The 22,319-nt window shown below is 66.1% G+C and carries 19 protein-coding genes; 4 read left to right on the top strand and 15 right to left on the bottom strand.

The window, feature by feature from the left end; translation table 11 throughout:
• A partial coding sequence (locus AX681_RS06915) for a trimeric intracellular cation channel family protein (RefSeq protein WP_066681981.1) occupies nucleotides 1-604 on the bottom strand: 604 nt, incomplete at its 3' end.
• 47 nt (nucleotides 605-651) lie between these two features.
• On the opposite strand from AX681_RS06915, the gene AX681_RS06920 reads away from it, so the two are divergent.
• Both AX681_RS06920 and mgrA read left to right on the top strand, forming a co-directional pair.
• The gene (locus AX681_RS06920) at nucleotides 652-1,329 is read left to right on the top strand and encodes a YoaK family protein (RefSeq protein ID WP_331709990.1); all 678 of its coding nucleotides are present in this window, start codon (nucleotides 652-654) and stop codon (nucleotides 1,327-1,329) included.
• Nucleotides 1,326-2,333 carry an L-glyceraldehyde 3-phosphate reductase gene (gene mgrA, locus AX681_RS06925; RefSeq protein ID WP_066658999.1) on the top strand — a complete coding sequence of 336 codons (1,008 nt, stop codon included), beginning with the start codon at nucleotides 1,326-1,328 and terminating at the stop codon, nucleotides 2,331-2,333. The genes AX681_RS06920 and mgrA overlap by 4 nt, the downstream gene beginning before the upstream one ends.
• Nucleotides 2,334-2,342: 9 nt before the next feature.
• On the opposite strand, the gene AX681_RS06930 is transcribed toward mgrA, so the two are convergent.
• The 11 genes from AX681_RS06930 to AX681_RS06980 form a co-directional block, all read right to left on the bottom strand.
• Nucleotides 2,343-3,680: a serine hydrolase gene (locus AX681_RS06930; protein WP_066658997.1), complete on the bottom strand. Its 1,338-nt coding sequence runs from the start codon at nucleotides 3,678-3,680 to the stop codon at nucleotides 2,343-2,345.
• Nucleotides 3,681-3,750: 70 nt separating this feature from the next.
• Nucleotides 3,751-5,685, bottom strand: coding sequence for a sensor domain-containing diguanylate cyclase (locus AX681_RS06935; RefSeq protein ID WP_082737907.1), 1,935 nt, complete (start codon nucleotides 5,683-5,685; stop codon nucleotides 3,751-3,753).
• Nucleotides 5,686-5,745: 60 nt separating this feature from the next.
• Entirely contained in the window at nucleotides 5,746-6,432 is a 687-nt protein-coding gene (locus AX681_RS06940) for a hypothetical protein (protein ID WP_066658995.1), read from the bottom strand.
• A 20-nt stretch (nucleotides 6,433-6,452) separates the two neighbouring features.
• A complete protein-coding gene (gene lpdA / locus AX681_RS06945; protein ID WP_066658994.1) occupies nucleotides 6,453-7,847 on the bottom strand; it encodes a dihydrolipoyl dehydrogenase in 1,395 nt (464 codons plus the stop codon).
• Between the two features lie 17 nt (nucleotides 7,848-7,864).
• Nucleotides 7,865-8,356, bottom strand: coding sequence for a DUF1877 family protein (locus tag AX681_RS06950; RefSeq protein ID WP_066658992.1), 492 nt, complete (start codon nucleotides 8,354-8,356; stop codon nucleotides 7,865-7,867).
• Nucleotides 8,357-8,367: 11 nt separating this feature from the next.
• Nucleotides 8,368-9,594: a 2-oxoglutarate dehydrogenase complex dihydrolipoyllysine-residue succinyltransferase gene (gene odhB / locus AX681_RS06955; protein ID WP_066681985.1), complete on the bottom strand. Its 1,227-nt coding sequence runs from the start codon at nucleotides 9,592-9,594 to the stop codon at nucleotides 8,368-8,370.
• Nucleotides 9,595-9,616: 22 nt separating this feature from the next.
• Entirely contained in the window at nucleotides 9,617-12,586 is a 2,970-nt protein-coding gene (locus tag AX681_RS06960; protein WP_066659396.1) for a 2-oxoglutarate dehydrogenase E1 component, read from the bottom strand.
• 170 nt (nucleotides 12,587-12,756) lie between these two features.
• Nucleotides 12,757-13,641, bottom strand: coding sequence for a succinate--CoA ligase subunit alpha (gene sucD, locus AX681_RS06965; RefSeq protein WP_066659385.1), 885 nt, complete (start codon nucleotides 13,639-13,641; stop codon nucleotides 12,757-12,759).
• Nucleotides 13,642-14,235, bottom strand: a complete 594-nt coding sequence (locus tag AX681_RS06970) for a hypothetical protein (RefSeq protein ID WP_066659387.1) — start codon at nucleotides 14,233-14,235, stop codon at nucleotides 13,642-13,644.
• Nucleotides 14,235-15,197, bottom strand: a complete 963-nt coding sequence (gene mdh, locus AX681_RS06975; RefSeq protein WP_066659388.1) for a malate dehydrogenase — start codon at nucleotides 15,195-15,197, stop codon at nucleotides 14,235-14,237. Before mdh ends, AX681_RS06970 begins: the two co-directional genes overlap by 1 nt.
• Before the next feature lie 153 nt (nucleotides 15,198-15,350).
• Nucleotides 15,351-16,964: an NAD(P)/FAD-dependent oxidoreductase gene (locus AX681_RS06980; protein WP_066659389.1), complete on the bottom strand. Its 1,614-nt coding sequence runs from the start codon at nucleotides 16,962-16,964 to the stop codon at nucleotides 15,351-15,353.
• A gap of 133 nt (nucleotides 16,965-17,097) precedes the next feature.
• Here AX681_RS06980 and AX681_RS06985 point away from each other — a divergent pair, with 133 nt between their 5' ends.
• Together AX681_RS06985 and AX681_RS06990 are read left to right on the top strand one after the other, a co-directional pair.
• Nucleotides 17,098-18,696, top strand: coding sequence for an MFS transporter (locus AX681_RS06985; RefSeq protein WP_066659390.1), 1,599 nt, complete (start codon nucleotides 17,098-17,100; stop codon nucleotides 18,694-18,696).
• A 35-nt stretch (nucleotides 18,697-18,731) separates the two neighbouring features.
• On the top strand, nucleotides 18,732-20,570 hold the full coding sequence (locus AX681_RS06990; protein ID WP_066681988.1) for a DHA2 family efflux MFS transporter permease subunit: 1,839 nt from the start codon (nucleotides 18,732-18,734) through the stop codon (nucleotides 20,568-20,570).
• Nucleotides 20,571-20,573: 3 nt separating this feature from the next.
• Here the strand turns inward: AX681_RS06990 and AX681_RS06995 are convergent, their stop codons facing one another.
• From AX681_RS06995 to AX681_RS07005, 3 genes are read right to left on the bottom strand one after another with little or no spacing between them, the layout of a single operon-like run.
• Nucleotides 20,574-20,975: a type II toxin-antitoxin system VapC family toxin gene (locus AX681_RS06995; protein ID WP_066655887.1), complete on the bottom strand. Its 402-nt coding sequence runs from the start codon at nucleotides 20,973-20,975 to the stop codon at nucleotides 20,574-20,576.
• Nucleotides 20,972-21,217 carry a FitA-like ribbon-helix-helix domain-containing protein gene (locus AX681_RS07000; protein WP_156442536.1) on the bottom strand — a complete coding sequence of 82 codons (246 nt, stop codon included), beginning with the start codon at nucleotides 21,215-21,217 and terminating at the stop codon, nucleotides 20,972-20,974. The genes AX681_RS06995 and AX681_RS07000 overlap by 4 nt, the downstream gene beginning before the upstream one ends.
• Nucleotides 21,218-21,271: 54 nt before the next feature.
• Nucleotides 21,272-22,297 (bottom strand): aspartate-semialdehyde dehydrogenase, encoded by a 1,026-nt coding sequence (locus tag AX681_RS07005; protein ID WP_066655891.1) that lies wholly within the window; start codon nucleotides 22,295-22,297, stop codon nucleotides 21,272-21,274.
• Nucleotides 22,298-22,319: the final 22 nt, after the last annotated feature.

Below are 22,319 nucleotides of genomic sequence, written 5' to 3' on the forward strand. Positions count from 1 at the left end.
GGGCGAGTTTCCAGCGGATCGCGGCGGCGCGTAGCGCGAAGCCCGCGCCCGCGGCGAGCAGGCCAGCGGCGTAGAGCGGCAGGCCCAGAAGCGTCAGGCCGACATGCAGGCCGGAGGCGAGCGCGGCGGCGGTGACGTATAGCTCCGGGCGCATCAGGATCGACGGTTCGCCCGCCAGCACGTCGCGGATGATGCCGCCCGCGCACGCGGTCAGCACGCCCATCAGCATCGCCGGAACCGGGGGGATGCCGAAGCTCAACGCCTTGGCCGCGCCGAATACGGCATAGGCGGCGAGGCCGAGCGCATCGAGCCAGTCGAACCCCTGCCCTTGCCACCAGCGTTGCGGCGTCACCCAGATGACCGCCGCGACACCCAGGCACAGGGCGGCGACAAACGGGTGGTGCACCCACCAGACCGGCGCGCCGATCAGCAGATCGCGGATCGTGCCACCACCGACGCCCGTGACCAGCGCGAAAAAGGCGGCGGTGACGAAGGTCTGCCCGCGTCCCGCCGCCGCGAGCGCGCCGGTCGCGGCGAATACGGCGATGCCGAACAGGTCGAGCCAGGGCAGGACGGTGCCGAGCGGGAGCGGGGTGGGCGACATGGCTGTCCTGTCCCACTCCGCGTGCTTCCGGTCAACGCGGGCTTGGCGTGCGCGGCCAAAGCTGGGAAAAGGCGGGGATGAAGGATTATCCGCCCCGCCTGATCGGCCTGGCCGTCGCGCTGGCCGCGCTCGCCGGCTTTGTCGATGCGATCGCCTTTACTCGGCTGGGGGGCTATTTCGTGTCATTCATGAGCGGCAATTCGACGCGGCTGGGCGTCGGGATCGGGCTGGCGGACGGGACGGCGGCGTTGGCGGCGGGGTTGATCCTGGCGTTCGTTGCCGGGGTGATGGTCGCGACGATCGTCGCGCGGCGCTTTGCGGAGCGGCGCAAGGTGGCGGTGTTGAGCGCGGTGACGATCACGCTGGCACTGGCGGCGGCACTGTGGATGGCGGTGCCGGGGCCGTTGCCGCTGCTGCTGGTCGCGGCGGCGATGGGGATGGAAAATGGCGTGTTCGCGCGTGACGGCGAGGTGGCGATCGGCGTGTCCTACATGACCGGATCGCTGGTTCGGATGGCGCAGCGGCTGGCGGGCGCGCTGATGGGCGACCCCGACCGCTGGGCGTTCGTGCCACATCTGATGCTGTGGCTGGGCTTTGCGGTCGGCGTGGTGCTGGGGGCGAAGCAGGGCTTGGCGGCGGCGGACGCGGCGCTATGGATTGCGGCGATTGCCGCGGGCGGGCTGACTTTGGTCGCGGCCGGACTGACCCGAGGAGTGACCCGATGAGCTATGTCCCTGCCGCCGACCGCTATGCCGGCGGCATGCCCTATCGCCGGTGCGGGCGCAGCGGGATCGTGCTGCCCGCAATCTCGCTGGGGCTGTGGCAGAATTTCGGCGGGGTCGATGTGTATGAGACCGGCCGCGCGATGCTGCGGCGCGCGTTCGATCGCGGCGTCACCCATTTCGATCTCGCGAACAATTATGGGCCACCCTATGGATCGGCGGAGGAGACGTTCGGGCGGGTGCTGGCGAGTGACCTCAAGCCGCATCGCGACGAGCTGATCGTCTCGACCAAGGCGGGGTGGGACATGTGGCCCGGCCCCTATGGCGATGGCGGGAGCCGGAAATATTTGATCGCCAGCCTCGACCAGTCGCTGCGCCGCATGGGGCTCGACTATGTCGACATCTTCTATTCGCACCGCATGGACCCCGACACGCCGATCGAGGAGACGATCGGCGCGCTGGTGCAGATCCACCGGCAGGGCAAGGCGCTCTATGTCGGGATTTCGAGCTACACGCCCGAGGCGACGCGGCGCGCGGCGGAAATATTGCGTGCCGAGGGCGTGCCGCTGCTGATCCACCAGCCCGATTATTCGATGCTGAGCCGCTGGATCGAGGACGGTCTGCTCGACGCGCTGGACGGGGCAGGGGCGGGGTGCATCGCCTTTTCGCCGCTGGCGCAGGGGCTGTTGGGTGGCCGCTACCTCAATGGCGTGCCGGAGGACGGGCGCGCTGCGAAGGACTTCTCGCTGCGGCGCGAGCGGGTGACGGATGCGCTCGTGGAGCGGCTGCGGGGTTTGAACGCGATTGCGGCGGCGCGCGGCCAGACGCTCGCGCAGATGGCGATCGCCTGGGTGCTGCGCGACCCGCGCGTCACCTCTGCGCTGATCGGGGCGCGGACGGTGGAGCAGCTCGACAATTCGCTGGACGCGGTGAAGGTGCTGGACTTCAGCGCGGAAGAACTCGCCGCGATCGACCGTTTCGCGGCGCAGCCGGGGGAGCGGCTCTAACCTCCAGCGCTATTTCCGCTGTGCCGGCATCGCGCGTCCGCCCTGGTGCAGGATCAGGCCGGTGACCTTGCCGCTGGCGTCGCGGGTGAATTCGACCTGGGCGTCGACGACCTTGAGGAAGAAGCGGTCCTTGCTCTCGGCGAACAGCTCAAACTCCTGCTGGCCGGTCGCCTGGGTCATCAGCTTGCCGTCCTTGATACGCATGGTGAGCGCGAAGGTCGGGGCGAGTTCGTACACGCCGGCATATTCGGCGAGCTGATCGGGCGCGACGGTCGCGGCCTTGCGTTCGCTGGGCAGGGTCACGGTGCCGCCGCGGGCGAGGGTGAGCAGCGATTTGGACAGCTTGCCCGGCGCGGGGCCGTTGAGGTTGCCGAGCACTACCACGGTGATCTTGCGGTCGGGGTCATAGGCGAGCGAGGTGTTGAACCCCTCGATCCCGCCGCCATGTTCGATCGTTGTCACGCCGCCCGCACTCTGGACGCCGATGCCGAGGGCATAGCCGTCCTTGTACGGCGTGCGAAAGGCGGTGAGCGAGGCGGGCTTGAGCAGCTTGCCGCCATAGAGGCCGCGCTGCCATTTCAGTAGGTCGCGGGTGGTGGAGTAGAGTGCGCCGGCCCCTTGCGGAATGGTCATGCTGATATAATCGGCGTTGACCAGACCCTCCTTGGTCGGGGCATAGCCCGAGGCGCGACGCGGGAGGATCGTGGCAGCACTGTCATAGCCGGTGTCGGCCATGCCGAGCGGCTTGAACAGATGCTCCGCGACGAAGGCGGCATAGCTCTGGCCGCTCAGCTTCTCGACGATCGCGCTGAGCAGGACATAGCCCGAGTTGGAATAGGCGAACTTCTCGCCCGGCGCGAACTCCAGCGGCTTGTCGCGGAAGCGCGCGATCAGGCTGGCATGGGTCGCGGGCAGGGTCTTGGTTGCGCCGTAATCGGGGAAGTTGGTGAAGTTCGGAATCCCCGCACTGTGGGTCAGCAGGTGGCGGACGGTTACCTTGTCCCATGCCGCAGGGGCGTCGGGCAGGTAGGTCTTGACCGGCGCATCCAGCGTCAGCTTGCCGCGGTCCTGCAGCAACAGGATAGCGACGGCGGTGAACTGTTTGGTGACCGAGCCGAGCCGGAACTTGGTCGCGCCGTCATTGGGGATGTTCCATTCGAGATTGGCGGAGCCATAGCCCTTGTCCAGCAGCACCACGTCATCGCGCGCGACCAGTACGGCACCCATGAATTCGCCCGTGTCGGCGTCGGCGCGGACCACTGCATCCATGCGCGCGGGATCCTGGGCGAGCGCGGGCAGGGGGGTGAGCGCAATTGCGGCAAGTGCGATGGTGGCATAGCGACGCATGGACGATTCTCCCCCTGTGTATTACTCAACTATAGCAGTGGGGCAGGAGAAGGCAATTGCCCGCGTGCGATCAGCCCGAGCGCTGCATCGGGTTGTGCCGCCGCCCGGCGGGGCGGTGCCACACGGCGCGGTCGCGCCCGCCGCGTTTTGCCTCGGCAAGCGCTTCCTCGGCCCGCAATAGCAGCGAGTCGAACCGGTCGCCGGCAGTAGCGCCGGTCACACCGGCGCTGACGGTCACGCGGACCATCTCGCCGTAACGGCCGGGCGTTTCGAGGCCGTAGAGACCGGTGCGGACGCGTTCGGCGACGTTCATCGCCTCGGCCTGGCTGTCCGCGCGGACGAACGCGGCAAACTCCGCGCCGCCGATCCGTCCGCACAGATCGCCCTCGCGCAGCAGCGCGGCGATGCCGTTGGCGATGTTGATCAGCGCGCGGTCGCCAGCCTCCTCGCCATGCTCGACATTGACGCGCTGGAGATGATCGATGTCGAAGGCGAGCAGGTAATGGCTCTCGCCGCCCAGCACGGCGAGCCGGGCGTCGATCTCGCTCGCCAGATGGCGGCGGCTGGGAATGCCGGTCAACGGGTCACGCGTCGCGATCAGCTTGAGCTGAAGATTGGCGCGGCGGAGCGCCTTGGTCCGGTCGGCCACCTTGCGCTCGAGCTCGCTCTGCGCCGATCCGATCCGCTCGGCCATCACGTCGAAGTCTTGCGTCAGCTGCGCCACTTCGTCGCGCCGGGCGACGCGATCGACATCGACGAAGCGGGCGCTGGGCACGCGGCGGGTAAGGGCGCGGGCGCGCTCGATCAGGCGGGCGAGCGGGGCACCAACGCGGCGGCGCAGCAGCCAGGTGATTGCGAGCGCTTGAAGCACCAGACAGACCGCCGCGGTAAGCGCGATGCGCAGGATCAGGCGGTTGGATTCGGCCTGCATCACCGCCGGATCCTGCACCACCAGTGCATACCAGCCCGGCGTATCGATCCGCCGCATCGCAACAAAGCTGTCGAATGCTTCGCCTAGATAATTGCCATCGCGATGCTGCTGCACGAACGCCCAGAGCGCCGCCAACTGCGGGTCGCGCGTCGTCGTCAGATCGAGCATCGATTCGGGGCCGGACCGCTTCTGACGGGTATAGCTGGGGTGATGGATCAGCCGACCCTCACGCGAGATCAGGATCACTCCGGTTCCCGGTACATCGTTCAGGTCATGCGTCGGCATGAGGTCGTCGAGCGGGACGCTCGTCCCCCAGCTGCCAACGTGCCGGCCGTCGATATCGACCGGCGTCATGCAGCCGGTTGTCCAGGTGCCGCCCGTGCGATCGTACAGGATGTGGCGCAGCGCCGTGCAGCGCATGGTGCGCGCCGGATTGGCGGCACGGGTGGTGATCGTCGCAAATTCCTGTTGCTGGAAACCGAAACTGCTCGGCACGTCCTTGCGGTAGAAGCGCAGCCGGTCCGGCCGGTCGGGGGCGAAGATTACGAGCGCATTTTCGGGAGTGAAGTAATAGAGGCTCTCGAGCTCGGGACTGACGCCCTCGCCCAGACGGCTGACGACCCCGGTCGCAGCCATCAGACGGCGGCGTTCGTCTGCTTCGGGTTCTTGCGGGATAAAGCCGCCAAGCGTGCGGATATGGCCGAACGGCGTGCTGGCGCCGGTATAGAGCCCATCGGCGCTGCGGCGACCGCCACGTGGATCGACTGGAAACAACGTGTCGAACGCTGCGGGATCGTCGAGCCGGGGATTGGCGGACAGCTCGGCCCGCAACAGGTCGCTGGCGCGATTATGGGTCGCGCGGATGCGGGCAAAGCGCGCCTCCTGTTGCTGCGCTACCTCGCGGGCATAATGGTCGAGCGTGGCGAGCCCGCTGTCGCGCGTGCGGCGGGCGCTGTCGTGATAGGATACGATGCCGGCCAGGACGAAGATCAGCCCGATCAGCGCGGAAAGCGTGATTGCCGTCCGTGTCGAGATCGACATGTCGCGTAGAAATGCAGATGGGCGTGCGAACATCGCTCCGCATTAGCGGTGGCGGGTTAAACTGCAGCTAATGGGCGCAGCGCGACATCGTTTCTACCAACAGAAGCGGGCGTCGGCACCATTTTCCTTGCGCCCGGCGATAAGCTTGGCGCGGTTTTCCGCGTCGGTAAGATAGGCCGTTTCCTTGGCCATATCCTCGCGCAATCGCCCCAGCGCCGCGTCGAGCAAGGCCTGGCGGTCCTCGCCCTTGGCAGGGCGGGCGGTGTCGAAGATCAGCGCATAAGGGTTGGCGGCGACCCAGTCATAGGCCCTGCGACGCAGCGCCTGTTGATTGTCGATGTTGCAGAAAGCGTAGCCGTTGATCGTCGGCCCGGCCAGCTGGACGAACGCCCCCATCGCCGCGCGCGCCTCTCCGCCTGCAGCGAACATGCCGGGGCTGTCATAGCCGCTGAGCACGCCAGCCATCGCCATGAACCGGTCCTTGGCGACGTAGAACCAGAATACCGACTCATCGCGCGCGCCGACATCGTAGAGGCGCGCCGCCAGCACCATCATTGCCAGCGGGCTGACCTCGGCCGGATTGGCGCGGACGCGCTCCTGCGCGGTCAGCACATCCTCCGCGCGGTCGGATCGGAGCAGGGGGTCGAGATCGGGATCGACCCGAACCACCCGCTTCGATGCCTTGGCCGCGCTGGAGTAGAGCGGGGTGACGTAGAGATCGACGCTGCGCACCGGCTTGTCGTCGGACATGGCCATCAGGGCCAGCGCCAGTGCGATCATGTCGTCCCCCTCTGTCGCGATCAGATGTGGATCGGCTTGCCGGTGACCGCCATCGCCGCTTCCTTGATCGCCTCGCTGTGCGTCGGATGGGCGTGGCAGGTATAGGCGATGTCTTCGCTGGTCGCGCCGAATTCCATCGCCTGCGTCGCCTGGGCGATCATCGTGCCGGCGAGGCTGGTGATGATCCACACGCCGAGCACGCGATCGGTCTTGGCATCCGAAATGACCTTCACGAAGCCGTCGGGTTCGTGATTGGTCTTGGCGCGGCTGTTGCCGGCCATCGGGAACTTGCCGACCTTGATCTCGCCCTTTTCCTTGGCGGCTTCCTCGGTCAGACCGACGCCGGCGATTTCGGGCATGGTGTAGACGACCGACGGGATCAGGTCGTGGTTCACGATTCCGGTGAGGCCAGCGATATTCTCCGCGACCGCAATCCCCTCATCCTCGGCCTTGTGCGCGAGCATCGGGCCGGGGACGACGTCGCCGATCGCCCATATGCCGTCGACCGCGGTTTCGAACTCGTGACCGACCTCGATCTGACCGCGCGCGTTGACGGTGAGGCCGGCGGCCTCGAGGTTGAGGCCTTCGGTGTTGGGACGGCGGCCGATCGCGACGAGGACGTTGTCCGCCTCGATCGTCTCTGCATCGCCGCCCTTGGCCGGTTCGACGGTGATCGTCGCCTTGCCGCCGTTGACCGCGACGCCGGTCACCTTGGTCCCGGTCTTGAACTCGATGCCCTGCTTCTTGAACAGCTTCTGCGCTTCCTTGCGCACGTCGCCGTCGAAGCCGGGGAGGATCTGGTCGAGATATTCGACCACGGTCACCTTCGCACCGACGCGGCGCCACACGCTGCCCAGCTCAAGGCCGATCACGCCGCCGCCGATGACGACGAGATGCTCGGGCACCTTGGCCAGTTCGAGCGCACCGGTCGAGTCAACCACGACCTGCTGGTCGACGGTGACGCCGGGCAGCGGGGTGACGCTCGAGCCCGTGGCGATGACGATGTTCTTGGCGCGGACGGTGCGGTCGCCGACCTGGACCGAATCCTTGCCGGTGAACGCCGCATAGCCCTTGAGCCATTCGACCTTGTTCTTCTTGAACAGATATTCGATGCCGCCGGTCAGGCCCTTGACCGCGTCCTTGCGCTGCGCGTGCATCGCGTCGAGGTCGAGCTCGACGCTGCCGAGCTTCACACCGAGTTTGGCGAGCGCGCCGCTGGCGGCTTCGTTGTACAGCTCGGACGCGTGCAGCAGCGCCTTGGACGGGATGCAGCCGACATTGAGGCAGGTGCCGCCCAGCGTCTCACGCCCCTCGGCGCACGCGGTCTTGAGCCCGAGCTGTGCCGCGCGGATCGCCGCGACATAGCCGCCGGGTCCGGCACCGATCACGAGGACGTCGAAGTCGTATTCAGCCATTGTTTCTGCCTTCAATCCTAGCTGAGTATGCCGATGAGATAATCACCGGCATCCGCAGCGGCGCGAGAGACTGCCCGTAACTTGGGAACCCCTTGCATCACATAGGGCAACGCAGCGTCGCCCTCTTCCTCGAACATATCGCTTAGATAGACATGCTCCGTTGCCATCGCCACGGGGTCATATCGTTTCGCGATTTCCGCATCCGACAGCACCTCAAGTTCGGCGGCGAACCGCCGCACTTGCGAGGGCTCAATGAGCCAGTAGCCGCCCAGACCAAGGTCGTCGGTGCCGATCAGATTCTCGTCGCCTGTCTCCAGCACGCTAAGAGGGTGGTCGGAATGCCCGGAGTGGCCGGTGAGCATGAAATGCAAAGCATGCCATGCCTTTTCGCAATCAAACAGACCATCCTTCGGCCCATCGAACATGACCGATTCCAACTGTAACGAGCCGGTCGCCAGCGCGGACACCTGTTCAGGCGTCGCGCGACGCAGATAGACGACCATGCTCATCGCGCGCTTCCTTACAGGTCGATCAGCAGGCGGGTCGGATCCTCGATCGCGTTCTTGAGCGCGACGAGGAAGGTCACCGCCTCACGCCCGTCGATCAGGCGGTGGTCGTAGCTGAGCGCGAGATACATCATCGGGCGGATGACGATCTGGCCATCGCGGACGACCGGGCGATCCTCGATGCGGTGGAGGCCGAGCACTGCCGACTGCGGCGGGTTGATGATCGGGGTCGACATCAGCGAGCCGAACACGCCGCCGTTGGAGATGGTGAAGGTGCCGCCCTTCATCTCTTCCATCTTGAGCGTGCCGTCCTTGGCGCGCTTGCCGAAGTCGCCGATCGTCTTTTCGACCTGCGCGACGCTCATCTGGTCGGCGTCGCGGATCACCGGAACGACCAGGCCCTGCGGCGCGCTGACCGCGACCGAGATGTCGGCATAGTCGTGATAGACGATCTCATCGCCGTCGATCTGCGCGTTGACGGCGGGGATGTCCTTGAGCGCCATGCACGCGGCCTTCACGAAGAAGCCCATGAAGCCGAGGCGGACGCCGTGCTTCTTTTCGAACAGATCCTTGTACTTGGTGCGCGCTTCGATGACGGCGGTCATGTCGACGTCGTTGAAGGTGGTGAGCAGCGCGGCAGTGTTCTGCGCGTCCTTGAGGCGGCGGGCGACGGTCTGGCGCAGGCGGGTCATCCGCACGCGCTCTTCCTTGCGGCCGCCGGTTGCGGCCGGGGCGGCGCTGGTCGCAGCCGCGGCAGGGGCCGCAGCCGGGGCGGCGGCGGGCTTGGACGAGGCGGCGGCGATCACGTCTTCTTTGGTGATGCGGCCGTCGCGGCCGGTGCCGGTGACCGTCGCGGGATCGACGCCATGCTCCAGCACCGCGCGGCGCACCGCGGGGGAGAGGGCGGCGGCGGCTTCGCCGGCGGGCTCGGCGGGAGCCTGCTGCGCGGCGGTGGCGGGAGCTGGGGCCGGGGTCGCAGCGGCGGGCGATGCTCCGGCGCCCGAGCCGGCCTCGATCGTGCCGATCAGCGCGCCGACATTGACGGTGTCGCCGACGGCGACGGCGTGCGCGCCCATCACGCCCGCGACGGGCGCGGGGACTTCGACCGAGACCTTGTCGGTCTCGAGGCTGGCGACGGGCTCGTCAGCCGCGACGGGCTCGCCCGGCTGCTTGAGCCATTCGCCCAGCGTCGCTTCGGTGATCGATTCGCCCAGCACGGGGACGAGGATTTCGGTGGCCATCTCGTTGGGTCCTTCCTGGGGATCAGGCGCCCGCCTTGCCGGCGGTCTTGGGGTCTTCGGTGGTGCGTGCGCGGCGGATTTCCTCCCGCACATTGTGGCCGAGCGCGTCGGCGATCAGCGCGCCCTGTTCGGCCTGGTGGCGCTTCATCAGGCCGGTGGCGGGCGATGCCGCCGCTGCGCGACCGGCATAGCGCGGACGCTGCGGCTTGATGCCCGCTTCGACCATGCAAGCCTCGATATAGGGCTCGACGAAGAACCAGTAGCCATTGTTGCGCGGCTCTTCCTGCGCCCACACCACTTCCTCGACATTGGTCATGCGCGCCAAGCGCGCGACCAATGGATCGCCGGGGAAGGGGTAGAGCTGTTCGATGCGGATGATCGCGGTGTTCGTGTCACCCGCGGCATCGCGTGCCTCGATCAGGTCATAGGCGACCTTGCCGGTGCACAGCACGACGCGCTTCACATCCTTGTCCGCCGGAGCCGAGGGGTCCGACAGGATGCGCATGAAGTGCGTGTCGCCGAGGAACTGGTCGGCAGTCGACACCGCCAGCTTGTGGCGGAGCAGCGACTTGGGCGTCATGATGACCAGCGGCTTGCGGAAGGTGCGGTGCATCTGGCGGCGCAGCAGGTGGAAATAGTTCGCCGGGGTGGTGACGTTCGCGACCTGCATATTGTCGCCCGCGCACAACTGAAGGAAGCGCTCGGGACGTGCCGAGCTGTGCTCGGGGCCCTGGCCTTCATAGCCGTGCGGAAGCAGCATCACCAGGCCGTTGGCGCGCAGCCACTTGGACTCGCCCGACGCGATGAACTGGTCGATCATGATCTGTGCGCCGTTGACGAAGTCGCCGAACTGCGCCTCCCACAGCACCAGGCTCTTGGGGTCGGCGAGGGCGTAGCCATATTCGAAGCCGAGCACGCCATATTCGGAGAGCGGGCTGTCGAGCACCTCGAACCGGCCGTGCGGGATGGTGCTGAGCGGCACATACTTGCGCTCGTCGGTCTGGTCGACCCAGACGGCGTGACGCTGGCTGAACGTGCCGCGGCCCGAATCCTGGCCCGACAGGCGCACGCCATAGCCTTCCGACAGCAGCGAGCCGAAGGCGAGTGCCTCACCGGTCGCCCAGTCGAAATTCTCGCCCGACTTGAACATGTTCGCCTTGGCGTCCAGCACGCGCAGCAGCGTCTTGTGCGGGGTCAGCCCGTCGGGAACGCTGGTCAGCGTGCGGCCGAGGCTGTCGAACAGCTTGCGGTCGATGCCGGTCTCGACGTTGCGGCGTGCATTCTCGGCATCGACCGGGGCGGAGAGGCCGGTCCAGCGGCCGCCGAACCAGTCGGCCTTGTTCGCCTTGTAGGTCGCGCCGGCGCTGAACTCTTCCTCGAGATGCGCGGTAAAGTCGGCGATATGCTTGGCCGCGAAGCCGCCATCGATCACGCCCTCTGCCTCCAGCCGCTTGGCATAGAGGTCGGCGACGCCGGGATGGCCCTTGATCTTGGCGTACATCAGCGGCTGGGTGAAGGACGGCTCGTCGCCTTCGTTATGGCCGAAGCGGCGATAGCACCACATGTCGATCACGACGTCGCGCTTGAACTTCTGACGATATTCGATCGCCATCTTGCACGCGAAGGTCACCGCCTCGGGATCGTCGCCATTGACGTGGAAGATCGGCGCCATCACGCCCTTCGCCACGTCCGACGGATAGGGCGAGGAGCGCGCGAATTGCGGGCTCGTCGTGAAGCCGATCTGGTTGTTGATGATGAAGTGGATGCAACCGCCGGTGTTGTAGCCGCGGATCCCCGAGAAGCCGAGGCACTCCCACACGATCCCCTGACCCGCGAACGCCGCGTCGCCGTGCAGCAGCACGGGGAGGACCTGCTCGTGGTTCTCAAGGTCGTTGCGGTTGGTCTGCTGCGCACGGACCTTGCCGAGCACGACCGGGTCGACCGCTTCGAGGTGCGAGGGGTTGGCGACCAGCGACATATGGACGCTGATCCCGTCAAACTCGCGGTCTGTGCTGGTGCCGAGGTGATATTTCACGTCGCCCGAACCGCCGATATCGTCGGGGTTGGCCGAACCGCCGGCGAATTCGTGGAAGATCACGCGATAGGGCTTGGCCATCACATTGGCGAGCATGTTGAGGCGGCCGCGATGCGCCATGCCGTACACGATCTCGCGCACGCCGTACTGGCCGCCATATTTGATGATCGCTTCCATCGCGGGAATCATCGATTCACCGCCGTCGAGGCCGAAGCGCTTGGTGCCGACATATTTCTTGCCGAGGAACTTTTCCCACTGCTCGGCTTCGATCACCTTGGACAGGATCGCCTTCTTGCCGTTGGGCGAGAATTCGATCGCCTTGTCCTGTCCCTCGATCCGCTCCTGCAGGAAACGGCGCTCCTCGACATCGGCGATGTGCATATATTCGAGGCCGACATTGCCGCAGTAATTGCGGCGCAGGATCGCGACCAGCTCACGGATCGTCGCCTTTTCCAGGCCAAGCGTGCCGCCGAGATAGATCGGGCGGTCCATGTCGGCGTCGGTGAAGCCGTGATATTCCGGCGTCAGATCGGCCGGCAGTTCCTGCTTGGCGAGGCCGAGCGGGTCGAGATTGGCGGCGAGATGCCCGCGCACGCGATAGGTGCGGATCAGCAGCATCGCGCGGATCGAATCGTTCGCGGCGCGCGCGATGTCGGCGCTCGATGCAGCCGGGGCGGGGGCCGCTGCCGGAGCCGGGGCGCCACCGCGCGCAGGCTTGGGCGCGGGCTCCATCTGGGTCGGGTCGAGCGCCGCGGTCAGCGCGTCGGTGTCCTTGAGCGGCCAGCGCGGATTGGCCCAGCTCGGGCCGGTCGCGGTGCTTTCCAGCCCCTCGAACCACTGCCGCCAGCCGGCCTCGACCGAGGCGGGGTCCACCTTGAACTTCGCATACATCGTCTCGACGAAAGCGGGGCTCACGCCACCTGCGATCTCCGCGAAATCCAACCCATCAACGCCCATCATCTTTGTCCTCTATTCCCTCTCCCCTTGTGGGAGAGGGAGGGGCCGTCGCGTCAGCGACGGGAGGGTGAGGGGGCTGGTATAGCCGTCGTCCCCCTCATCCAACTCCGCCTAGGCAACAAGTTGCCAAGGCTTCGTATCCTTCTCCCACGAGGGGAGAAGGAAGATCGTCAGCCCTTCAACGCCTCGAGCAGCGTTTCGCCGAGCAGGCTGGGCGACTGCGACACGCGGATGCCCGCTGCCTCCATCGCCGCGATCTTGCTTTCGGCGTCGCCCTTCCCGCCCGACACGATCGCGCCGGCATGGCCCATGCGACGGCCCGGAGGTGCGGTGCGGCCCGCGATGAAGCCGGCCATCGGCTTCTTGCGACCACGCTTGGCTTCGTCGATCAGGAACTGCGCGGCCTGCTCTTCGGCGTCGCCGCCGATTTCGCCGATCATGATGATCGATTCGGTCGCGTCGTCGGCCAGGAACAGCTCGAGCACGTCGATGAAGTTGGTGCCGTTGACCGGGTCGCCGCCGATGCCGACTGCGGTGGTCTGGCCCAGGCCGGCATTGGTCGTCTGGAACACCGCCTCATAGGTCAGCGTGCCCGAGCGCGAGACGACGCCGACGCTGCCCTTCGAGAAGATGTTGCCCGGCATGATGCCGATCTTGCACTCGCCCGGGGTCAGCAGGCCGGGGCAGTTCGGGCCGATCAGGCGCGACTTGCTGCCCGACAGCGACCGCTTCACCTTGACCATGTCGAGCACCGGAATGCCTTCGGTGATGCACACGATCAGCGGGATTTCGGCGTCGATCGCCTCAAGGATCGAGTCCGCGGCGAAGGGCGGCGGAACGTAGATGACCGATGCGTCGGCGCCGGTCTTGCTCTTCGCTTCGGCGACGGTGTCGAACACCGGCAGGCCGATATGCGTGGTGCCGCCCTTGCCCGGGGTCACGCCGCCGACCATCTGGGTGCCGTATGCCAGCGCCTGCTGGGTGTGGAAGGTGCCGGTCTCACCGGTCATCCCTTGGGTAATGACCTTGGTATTCCGGTCGATGAGAATGGACATTCAGAACCCTCCGATAGATTGCGAGACCAGGACCAGGCCCTGGATGCCGTAAGACGAGCCCAGCGGGTGACCGCGCGGGACATAGGTAATTTCGAGCGTGACGCCAGTCTGCCACGGTTCCCACAGGCGCTTGGTCGCAGTGCCGTTGGCCTGAACGCCGGTCGGTGCAGAGCCGACCCAGCCATCGATCACTTCGCGCGGCGGTGCGGCAGGGGCGTCGAGGTCGTAGGCGCGGCAGCCATTGCCCCAATAGCCTTCCTTCGCAACGAAGCGGCTGGTTACGAGCCAGACGGTGCGGCCGTCGAAGCTGTGGCGGAAGATCTGGCCCGACTGGGTGCCATCGGGCTCCTCGGCCTGCACCGCTGCGCGACCCTTGGCGGTGATGCTGGCGATGCGCGGATCGGCATCGGCCTCCATGACCTCGATCCAGCCTGCAGCCTTGGCGGCGTGGGCCACCGTGTCGAACGCCGACTTGCCGTCCGCGCTCTTGAGGTTGAAGCACGCCGCTTTGAACGCCGCAAACAGCGGCGATGGCGCAGGGGCGGGAGCCGCCTGCGCCATTCCGAATGCTGCGATGAGGGCGGCTGCCGACATCAGGCCAGCGAGCTGTCGATGGCCTTACACGCGACCAGCAGTTCCTTGACCGCGTCGACCGAGACCTGGAGGTTGGCCTTGGCTTCGTCGTCCAGCTCGATTTCGACGATCTGCTCGACGCCGTTCGCGCCGATGATCACCGGAACGCCGACATAAAGGTCATCGACGCCGTACTGGCCGGTCAGGTGCGCGGCGCAGGGGAGCAGGCGCTTCTGGTCGTAGAGATAGGCTTCGGCCATCGCGATGCCGCTGGTGGCGGGGGCGTAGAAGGCCGAGCCGGTCTTGAGCAGGCCGACGATCTCGCCGCCGCCCGAACGGGTGCGCTGGACGATCGCGTCGATGCGCTCCTGCGTGGTGCGGCCCATCTTGATGAGGTCGGGGACGGGAATGCCCGCGACGGTCGAATACTGGACAACCGGGACCATCGTGTCGCCATGGCCGCCGAGCACGAAGCTGTTCACTTCCTTGACCGACACCTTGAACTCGTCGGCGAGGAAGTGGCTGAAGCGCGCCGAGTCGAGCACGCCGGCCATGCCGACGACCTTGCTGTGCGGCAGGCCGGAGAATTCGCGCAGCGCCCACACCATCGCGTCGAGCGGGTTGGTGATGCAGATGACGAAGGCGTCGGGGGCGTTGGCGGCGATGCCCTCGCCAACGGCCTTCATGACCTTGAGGTTGATGCCGAGCAGGTCGTCGCGGCTCATGCCCGGCTTGCGGGCCACGCCGGCGGTGACGATGATGACGTCTGCACCCGCAATGTCGGCATAGTCGTTGCTGCCGGTGATGGTGGCGTCGAAGCCTTCGACCGGGCCGCACTGCGACAGGTCGAGCGCCTTGCCCTGCGGAACGCCCTCAACCACGTCGAACAGGACGATGTCGCCCAGTCCCTTGAGTGCAGCGAGATGGGCAAGCGTGCCGCCGATATTGCCGGCGCCGATAAGGGCGATCTTCTTGCGGGCCAAATGAGCCTCCCTGAACATGCGTTGGGCGGCCGGTCCTACTTATTGGCCGCAGGGACGGGGGCGCCTTAGGCCCTTTATAGAGACGGGGCAACCGACGAATTGCGCCGTGTCAAGAAATCTTTGCTCGTGCGAATTAGTTGCAATAAGGCGCTATCAGCGCACCTCGATCAGTCGCGCGGCCACCGCTTCGGCGACCTTGATCCCGTCGATCGCGGCGGAGAGGATGCCGCCGGCATAGCCCGCGCCTTCGCCCGCCGGGAACAGGCCGGGGGTATTGAGGCTCTGGAAATCGCCGCCGCGGGTGATGCGGACGGGGCTGGAGGTGCGGGTTTCCACGCCGGTCATGATCGCGTCGGGGTGCGCGTAGTTGGCGATGCGGCGGCCGAACACGGGCAGCGCCTCGCGGAACGCCTCGATCACGAAGGGGGGCAGGCAGGCGGACAGGTCGGTCGGGGTGACGCCGGGCTTGTAGCTCGGCACCACCTCTCCGATCGCGGTCGAGGCGCGGCCGGCGAGCAGGTCGCCGACGCGCTGGACCGGGGCGTTGTAGTTGGAGCCGCCGGCGATGAACGCCAGATCCTCGAACTGCCGCTGCAGCGCGATGCCCGCGAGCGGACCGTCGGGATAATCGCGTGCCGGATCGATCGCGACGACCAGGCCCGAATTGGCGTTGAACTCGGCGCGGCTATACTGGCTCATACCGTTGGTGACGACGCGGCCCTCTTCGCTGGTCGCGGCGACGACGCGCCCGCCGGGGCACATGCAGAAGCTGTAGACGCTGCGCCCGTTCGATGCGTGGTGCACCACTGAATAGGCGGCGGGGCCGAGATCGGGGTGACGCGCGCAATTGCCGAAGCGGGCGGTGTCGATCCATGCTTGGGGATGTTCGATCCGCACGCCGATCGCGAACGGCTTCGCCTCGACATGCACGCCGCGACGGTGGAGCATTTCAAAGGTCGGCCGCGCGCTGTGCCCCACCGCAAGCACAACCATGTCGGTTTCGAGGTAACTGCCGTCGTGAAGATGCAGGCCGCGCAGATTGCGGTTGGCGTCGAGGTCGATATCGTCGACGCGCGTCTCCCAGCGATATTCGCCACCCAGCTCCTCGATCGCCGCGCGCATGCTTTCGACCATGGTGACGAGGCGAAAGGTGCCAATATGCGGGTGCGCTTCCCAGAGAATATCGTCGGGCGCGCCGGCTTTGACGAACTCCTCCAGCACCTTGCGGCCGAGGAAGCGGGGGTCCTTGACCCGGCAATAGAGCTTGCCGTCGGAAAAGGTGCCCGCGCCCCCTTCGCCGAACTGGACATTGCTGTCGGGGTTGAGTTCGCTGCGCCGCCACAGGCCCCAGGTGTCCTTGGTCCGCTGGCGCACCACCTTGCCGCGCTCGAGGATGATCGGTCGGAAGCCCATTTGCGCGAGGATGAGGCCGGCGAAGATGCCACACGGCCCTGCGCCGACGACGACGGGGCGCTTGCCCGACCAGCCGGCCGGTGCCGTGACCGGCGGGCGATAGACCATGTCGGGGGTGGGGCGGACGTCCTTGTCGCCCGGGAAGCGCGCGAGCACCGCGGCCTCGTCGGCCAGGTCGAGGTCGAAGGTGTAGACCAGCTGGATCGCATTGCGGCGGCGCGCGTCATTGCCGCGCTTGAACAGCGTCCAGCTCTTGAGATCGTCCCGCGCGATGCCGAGGCGGTCGCAGATGGCGGCGGGAATCGCCTCGGGTGCGTGGTTGAGGGGGAGGTTGAGGCCGGAGAGACGGAGCATGTGGGGGCTTTAGGCCCAACTGCGGCGCAATCCAAATCCTCCCCTGAGCAAGCTCAGGGAAGGATTTTGGGTGCTTGCCGCCCCCTTCATTCCCGTTAAACCTTTGCCCCAAAGGGATTGGGGGATTCTGGACATGGCGACAACCGCGGACGAGGCGCTGGCGCAGCGCGAGCCGAGCAGGGCGGAGATGCGGCAGGTGGTGACCGCGTCGTCGCTGGGCACCGTGTTCGAATGGTATGACTTCTTCATCTACGGCACGCTCGCCGCGTCAGGGATCATCGGGCGGACCTTTTTCGCGACCGGCAATCCGGTGCTGGAGGCGCTGTACGCCTGGGCGGGGTTTGCGGTCGGGTTCGGGTTCCGGCCGCTCGGCGCAGTGCTGTTCGGCTATCTGGGCGACAAGCTGGGGCGTAAATACACGTTCCTCGTCACCATCACGCTGATGGGCGTTGCGACGGCGGGCGTGGGGCTGGTGCCGTCCTATGCCAGTATCGGCGTGGCTGCGCCGATGATCGTGATCGGCCTGCGCATCCTGCAGGGCCTGGCGCTGGGCGGCGAATATGGCGGGGCGGCGATCTATGTCGCAGAGCATTCGCCGCCGGGGCGGGCCGGCTATCACACCAGCTTTATCCAGGCGAGCGTGTCGGCGGGGTTTATCCTGAGCCTGGCGGTCGTCCTGATCACGCGGTTCGGCATGTCGGCGGCAACGTTCGACGATTGGGGCTGGCGGCTGCCCTTCATCTTCTCGATCGCGCTGCTCGCCATTTCGCTGTGGATGCGGGTGAAGCTCAATGAAAGCCCGGTGTTCAAGGCGATGAAGGCGTCGGGTGAGATTGCGCGCAATCCGCTCAAGGAGAGCTTTACCTACCCGGGCAACTGGCGGCGGCTGATGGTCGCGTTGTTCGGCATTGCGGCCGGGCTGACGGTGATCTGGTACACCGCGACCTTCTCGGTCCTGTCGTTCCTGCAGGGGCCGATGCGGGTCGAGCCGGTGGTCGCGCAATTGCTCGCCGCCGGGGGCGCGGCGGCGGGGCTGTTCTGGTTCATCCTGTTCGGCAAGCTCTCCGACAAGATCGGTCGGAAGAAGCCGATCATCATCGGCTATGGCTTTACCCTGTTGCTGCTGTTCCCGTTATTCTGGGCGATGGGGCATGCCGCCAATCCGGGGCTGGCCGAGGCGGCCAAGCGATCGCCGGTGGTCGTGTCCGGCCCCGATTGCGCCTATGACCCGTTCGCCGCCCAGCAATCGACGACCTGCGGCCAGTTGATGGATTACCTGTCGAAAAAGGGCATCCCCTATACCCAGGCGGAGACCCCATCGGCGTCGGTCGCGATCGGCAGTGTTCCGGTCGTGTCCAATACCTCGGTCGACATCGACAAGGCGCTGGCCGAGTCGGGCTATTCGCTGGCGAAGGTGACGCCGGGCGCGGTCGATCTGGTGCTGATCCTGATCGCGATCGTCGCGCTGGCGGCGCTGTCGGGGGCGACCTATGGACCGGTCGCGGCGCTGCTGACCGAGCTGTTCCCGCCGCGCATCCGCTATAGCTCGATGTCGATCCCCTATCATATCGGCACGGGCTATTTCGGCGGATTCCTGCCGCTGATCAGCCAGTACATGGTCGCCAAGAGCGGCGATCCCTATGCTGGCCTCTGGTACACCTGGGCCGTGGTGGCGATGGCGTTACTGGTGACGTTGTTTTTCCTCAGGGAACGCGATCTGGTTCAGGAGTGATTGCGGTGCGCGCGCGCGATGCCTAACCGGGCGGGATGATCGCTTCTCCGCTTCGCCTGCGTCTCGACCGCGACGCGCTGGTCGCCAATTGGCGCATGCTTGCCGCGTTGAGCGGGCGCGCGGCGTGCGGGGCGGCGGTGAAGGCCAATGGCTATGGACTGGGCGCGCGCGAAGTCGTGCGGCATCTGGCAGAGGCGGGGTGCCGCGATTTCTTCGTCGCGACCTGGAGCGAGGCGCTGGCGCTGGTCGATGCGGGCGTGGCGGTGTCGGTGCTGCATGGCGTGCGCGAGGAGGACATGGCGGTCGCATTGACCGCGACGCATGCCCGGCCGGTGCTGAACAGCGTGCAGCAGCTGCGGCGCTGGCGCGATGCGGGCGGCGGGGCGTGCGACGTGATGGTCGATACCGGCATGAACCGCCTCGGCATCCGGCCCGAGGATGTTGCGGCGGGGCTGCTCGATGGGCTGCAGGTCGAGACGGCGGACACGATTACCTGGGTGCTGACCAGCTATATCGTCGCATCGGCCATCGCGATCCCGATCACCGGCTGGGTGTCGGACCGGATCGGGTCGCGCAACCTGTTCCTGATCTCGATCGTCGGGTTCATCGCCGCCTCCGCCCTGTGCGGCGCGGCGCAGAGCCTGGAGCAGATGGTGTTGTTCCGCATCCTTCAGGGGATCGCGGCGGCGTTCATGAACCCGCTCAGCCAGACCGTGATGCTCGACATCAACGCGCCCAAGGACCAGCAAAAGGCGATGGCGGTATGGGGCATGGGGATCATGATCGGCCCGATCCTGGGGCCGGTGCTCGGCGGCTGGCTGACCGAAAATTTCGACTGGCGCTGGGTCTTCTACGTCAATCTGCCGCTCGGGCTGATCTGCGTCGTCATCCTGTGGTGGCTGCTGCCCAGCCGCCCGGTGCGCAAGCGCGCATTCGACGTGTTCGGCTTCTCCCTGCTTGCGATCGGCATCGGCGCGCTGCAGCTGATGCTCGACCGGGGTCAGCATGCCGACTGGTTCTCTTCGCCCGAAATCTGGATCGAGACAATCGTCGCCGGCACTGCGATCTGGATGTTCGTCGTGCATATGGCGACGGGCAAGAACCCGATGTTCGAACGCAGCCTGTGGCGCAACCGCAACCTCGTCACCGCGCTCGCCTTCATGCAGGTCGTGGGCGTCGTGATGATGGCGACGATGGCATTGCTCCCGCCGATGCTGCAGTCGCTTTACGGCTATCCGGTGATCGACACCGGTCTGTTGCTGATGCCGCGCGGGGTGGGCGTGCTCATCACCATGGGACTGTCGGCACGGCTGGTCGCGCGGGGCGTCGATCCACGGCTGCTGGTCGGCACCGGCTTCGCACTCGCCGCCTGGTCATTGTGGGACATGACGACCTGGACGTTGCAGATGGGATCGACGCCGTTCATCGTCTCCGGCTTCGTGCAGGGCCTCGGCATGGGCATGATCTTCATGCCGCTCAACGGCATGGCCTTTGCCACCCTCCCCGCGCATCAACGCACCGAGGCGGCGAGCCTCACCAACCTGTCGCGCAACATCGGTGCGTCGATCGGCATTTCGCTGGTCACTACGATCCTGGCGCGCAGCACGCAGGTCAGCCATGCCGATCTCGCCCCGAGCATTACCGCCGAACGCCTCCAGACGCTCGACCCCGGCCTGCTCGCCAATCTCGGCGGCCAGGCTGACGCGCTGCTGGCGATGGCCAATGCCGAAGTGACGCGGCAGGCGGCAATGATCGCCTATCTCAACGATTTCTACGCGATGATGATCCTGACCGCCGCAGCGATCCCGCTGGTCATCTTCCTCAAGCGTCCAAAGGGTCCGGTCGCGCACGATCCGGCGGCGGCGGGGCATTGACGTTCATTTTAGAAGGACGAGTTGATCTTTGAAACGGCTGTTCATGCAGTTCCGCACCAGCGCCGCGTCTGCCGTCAATATCTTGGCATCCATCGTTTCGGCCAAGGCGAGGTACAGGCAGTCATAGGGCGAATGCTCCAGTTCCATCCCGATCTCAAGCGCACGTCGCTCGAGACCGAAGGTCCTTACCAGATCAACCGTTTCCTCAACCTGCTCCAGCCCCGCCAATGCCTGCAAGGGCGTGATCTGCCCCTGCCGACTCTTCTTCCAAAGGATGCTGGTAAGTTCCAGAATCATGAATTCCGGCGCGGCAAACGGCGTCGCCAGCCATTGCATTGCCCGATCGCTGTCCACTTCAGCGGTGATCCATTTGGCCGCGACGCTCGCATCGACAAGCAGGGTCACGTTTCACGAAACCCTTCCGTATCGCGCGCTTCGCGTTGGAGAATCTCCGACGGCGTCTGCGCCACATTCGGCGTCATGGCCTGAATTTCCAGAAATCGACGGCGAATAGCAGCGATATCCCGTTCGGTGCGCGGCTTCATACGACTGAGCGCCTCGCGCAACTCAGCCTCCAGCGAACGCTGGTTGCGCTTCGCCGCTTCGCGATAAGCGGCGATCACCTCGTCATCGAGGTTGCGGATCAAGACTTGGCCCATAGGGAGATGCTATCACAACGATAGCATCTCCACAATGCAAGCTCAGCCCTTCTTCAGATGCCGCCGCCCCAGCAGTTCGGCGATCTGCACCGCGTTCAGCGCCGCGCCCTTGCGCAGATTGTCGCTGACGCACCAGAAGGCGAGGCCATTTTCGACCGTCGCATCCTCGCGCACGCGGCTGACGAAGGTGGCATAATCGCCGACGCATTCGACCGGGGTGACGTACCCGCCATCCTCGCGCTTATCGACCAGCATGATGCCCGGCGCCTCGCGCAGGATGTTCTGCGCGTCCTCGGCCGACAGCTCGTTCTCCAGCTCGACATTGACCGCCTCGCTGTGCCCGACGAACACAGGCACGCGGACGCAGGTGGCGATCACCTTGACCTTGGGGTCGAGGATCTTCTTGGTCTCGACCACCATCTTCCACTCTTCCTTGGTCGACCCGTCGTCCAGGAAGCTGTCGATATGCGGGATCACGTTGAACGCGATCTGCTTGGTGAACTTCTTCGGCTCGGCGGAATCGCCGACAAAGATGTTGCGCGACTGTTCGAACAGCTCGTCCATGCCCTGCTTGCCAGCGCCGGAGACCGACTGATAGGTCGCGACGACCACGCGCTTCACCTTCGCCGCATCGTGCAGCGGCTTGAGCGCCACCACCATCTGCGCGGTCGAGCAGTTCGGATTGGCGATGATGTTCTTCGCCTTGTAGCCGTCGATCGCCTCCGGGTTCACTTCCGGCACGATCAGCGGCACGTCCGGGTCCATGCGATAGAGCGACGAATTGTCGATCACCGTGCAGCCCGCCGCGGCAAAGCGCGGTGCATGCACCTTGGTCGCCTCGCTCCCGATCGCGAACAGCGCCATGTCCCAGCCGGTGGGGTCGAAATGGTCGATATTCTGGATCTTGTACTGTTTTCCGGTCTCGCCGAAATCGACCATGTCGCCGGTCGAGCGCGAGGACGCGAGCACGGCCAACTCATCGATCGGAAATTCGCGCTCGGCCAGAATGGCGAGCATTTCGCGCCCGACATTGCCGGTGGCGCCTGCGACTACGACACGGTAACCCATCAATAGACCCTTTCATGCGGTC

Origin of the sequence: Sphingomonas sp. CCH9-E2, from assembly GCF_001557215.1 — a bacterium.
GTDB lineage: Bacteria > Pseudomonadota > Alphaproteobacteria > Sphingomonadales > Sphingomonadaceae > Sphingomonas.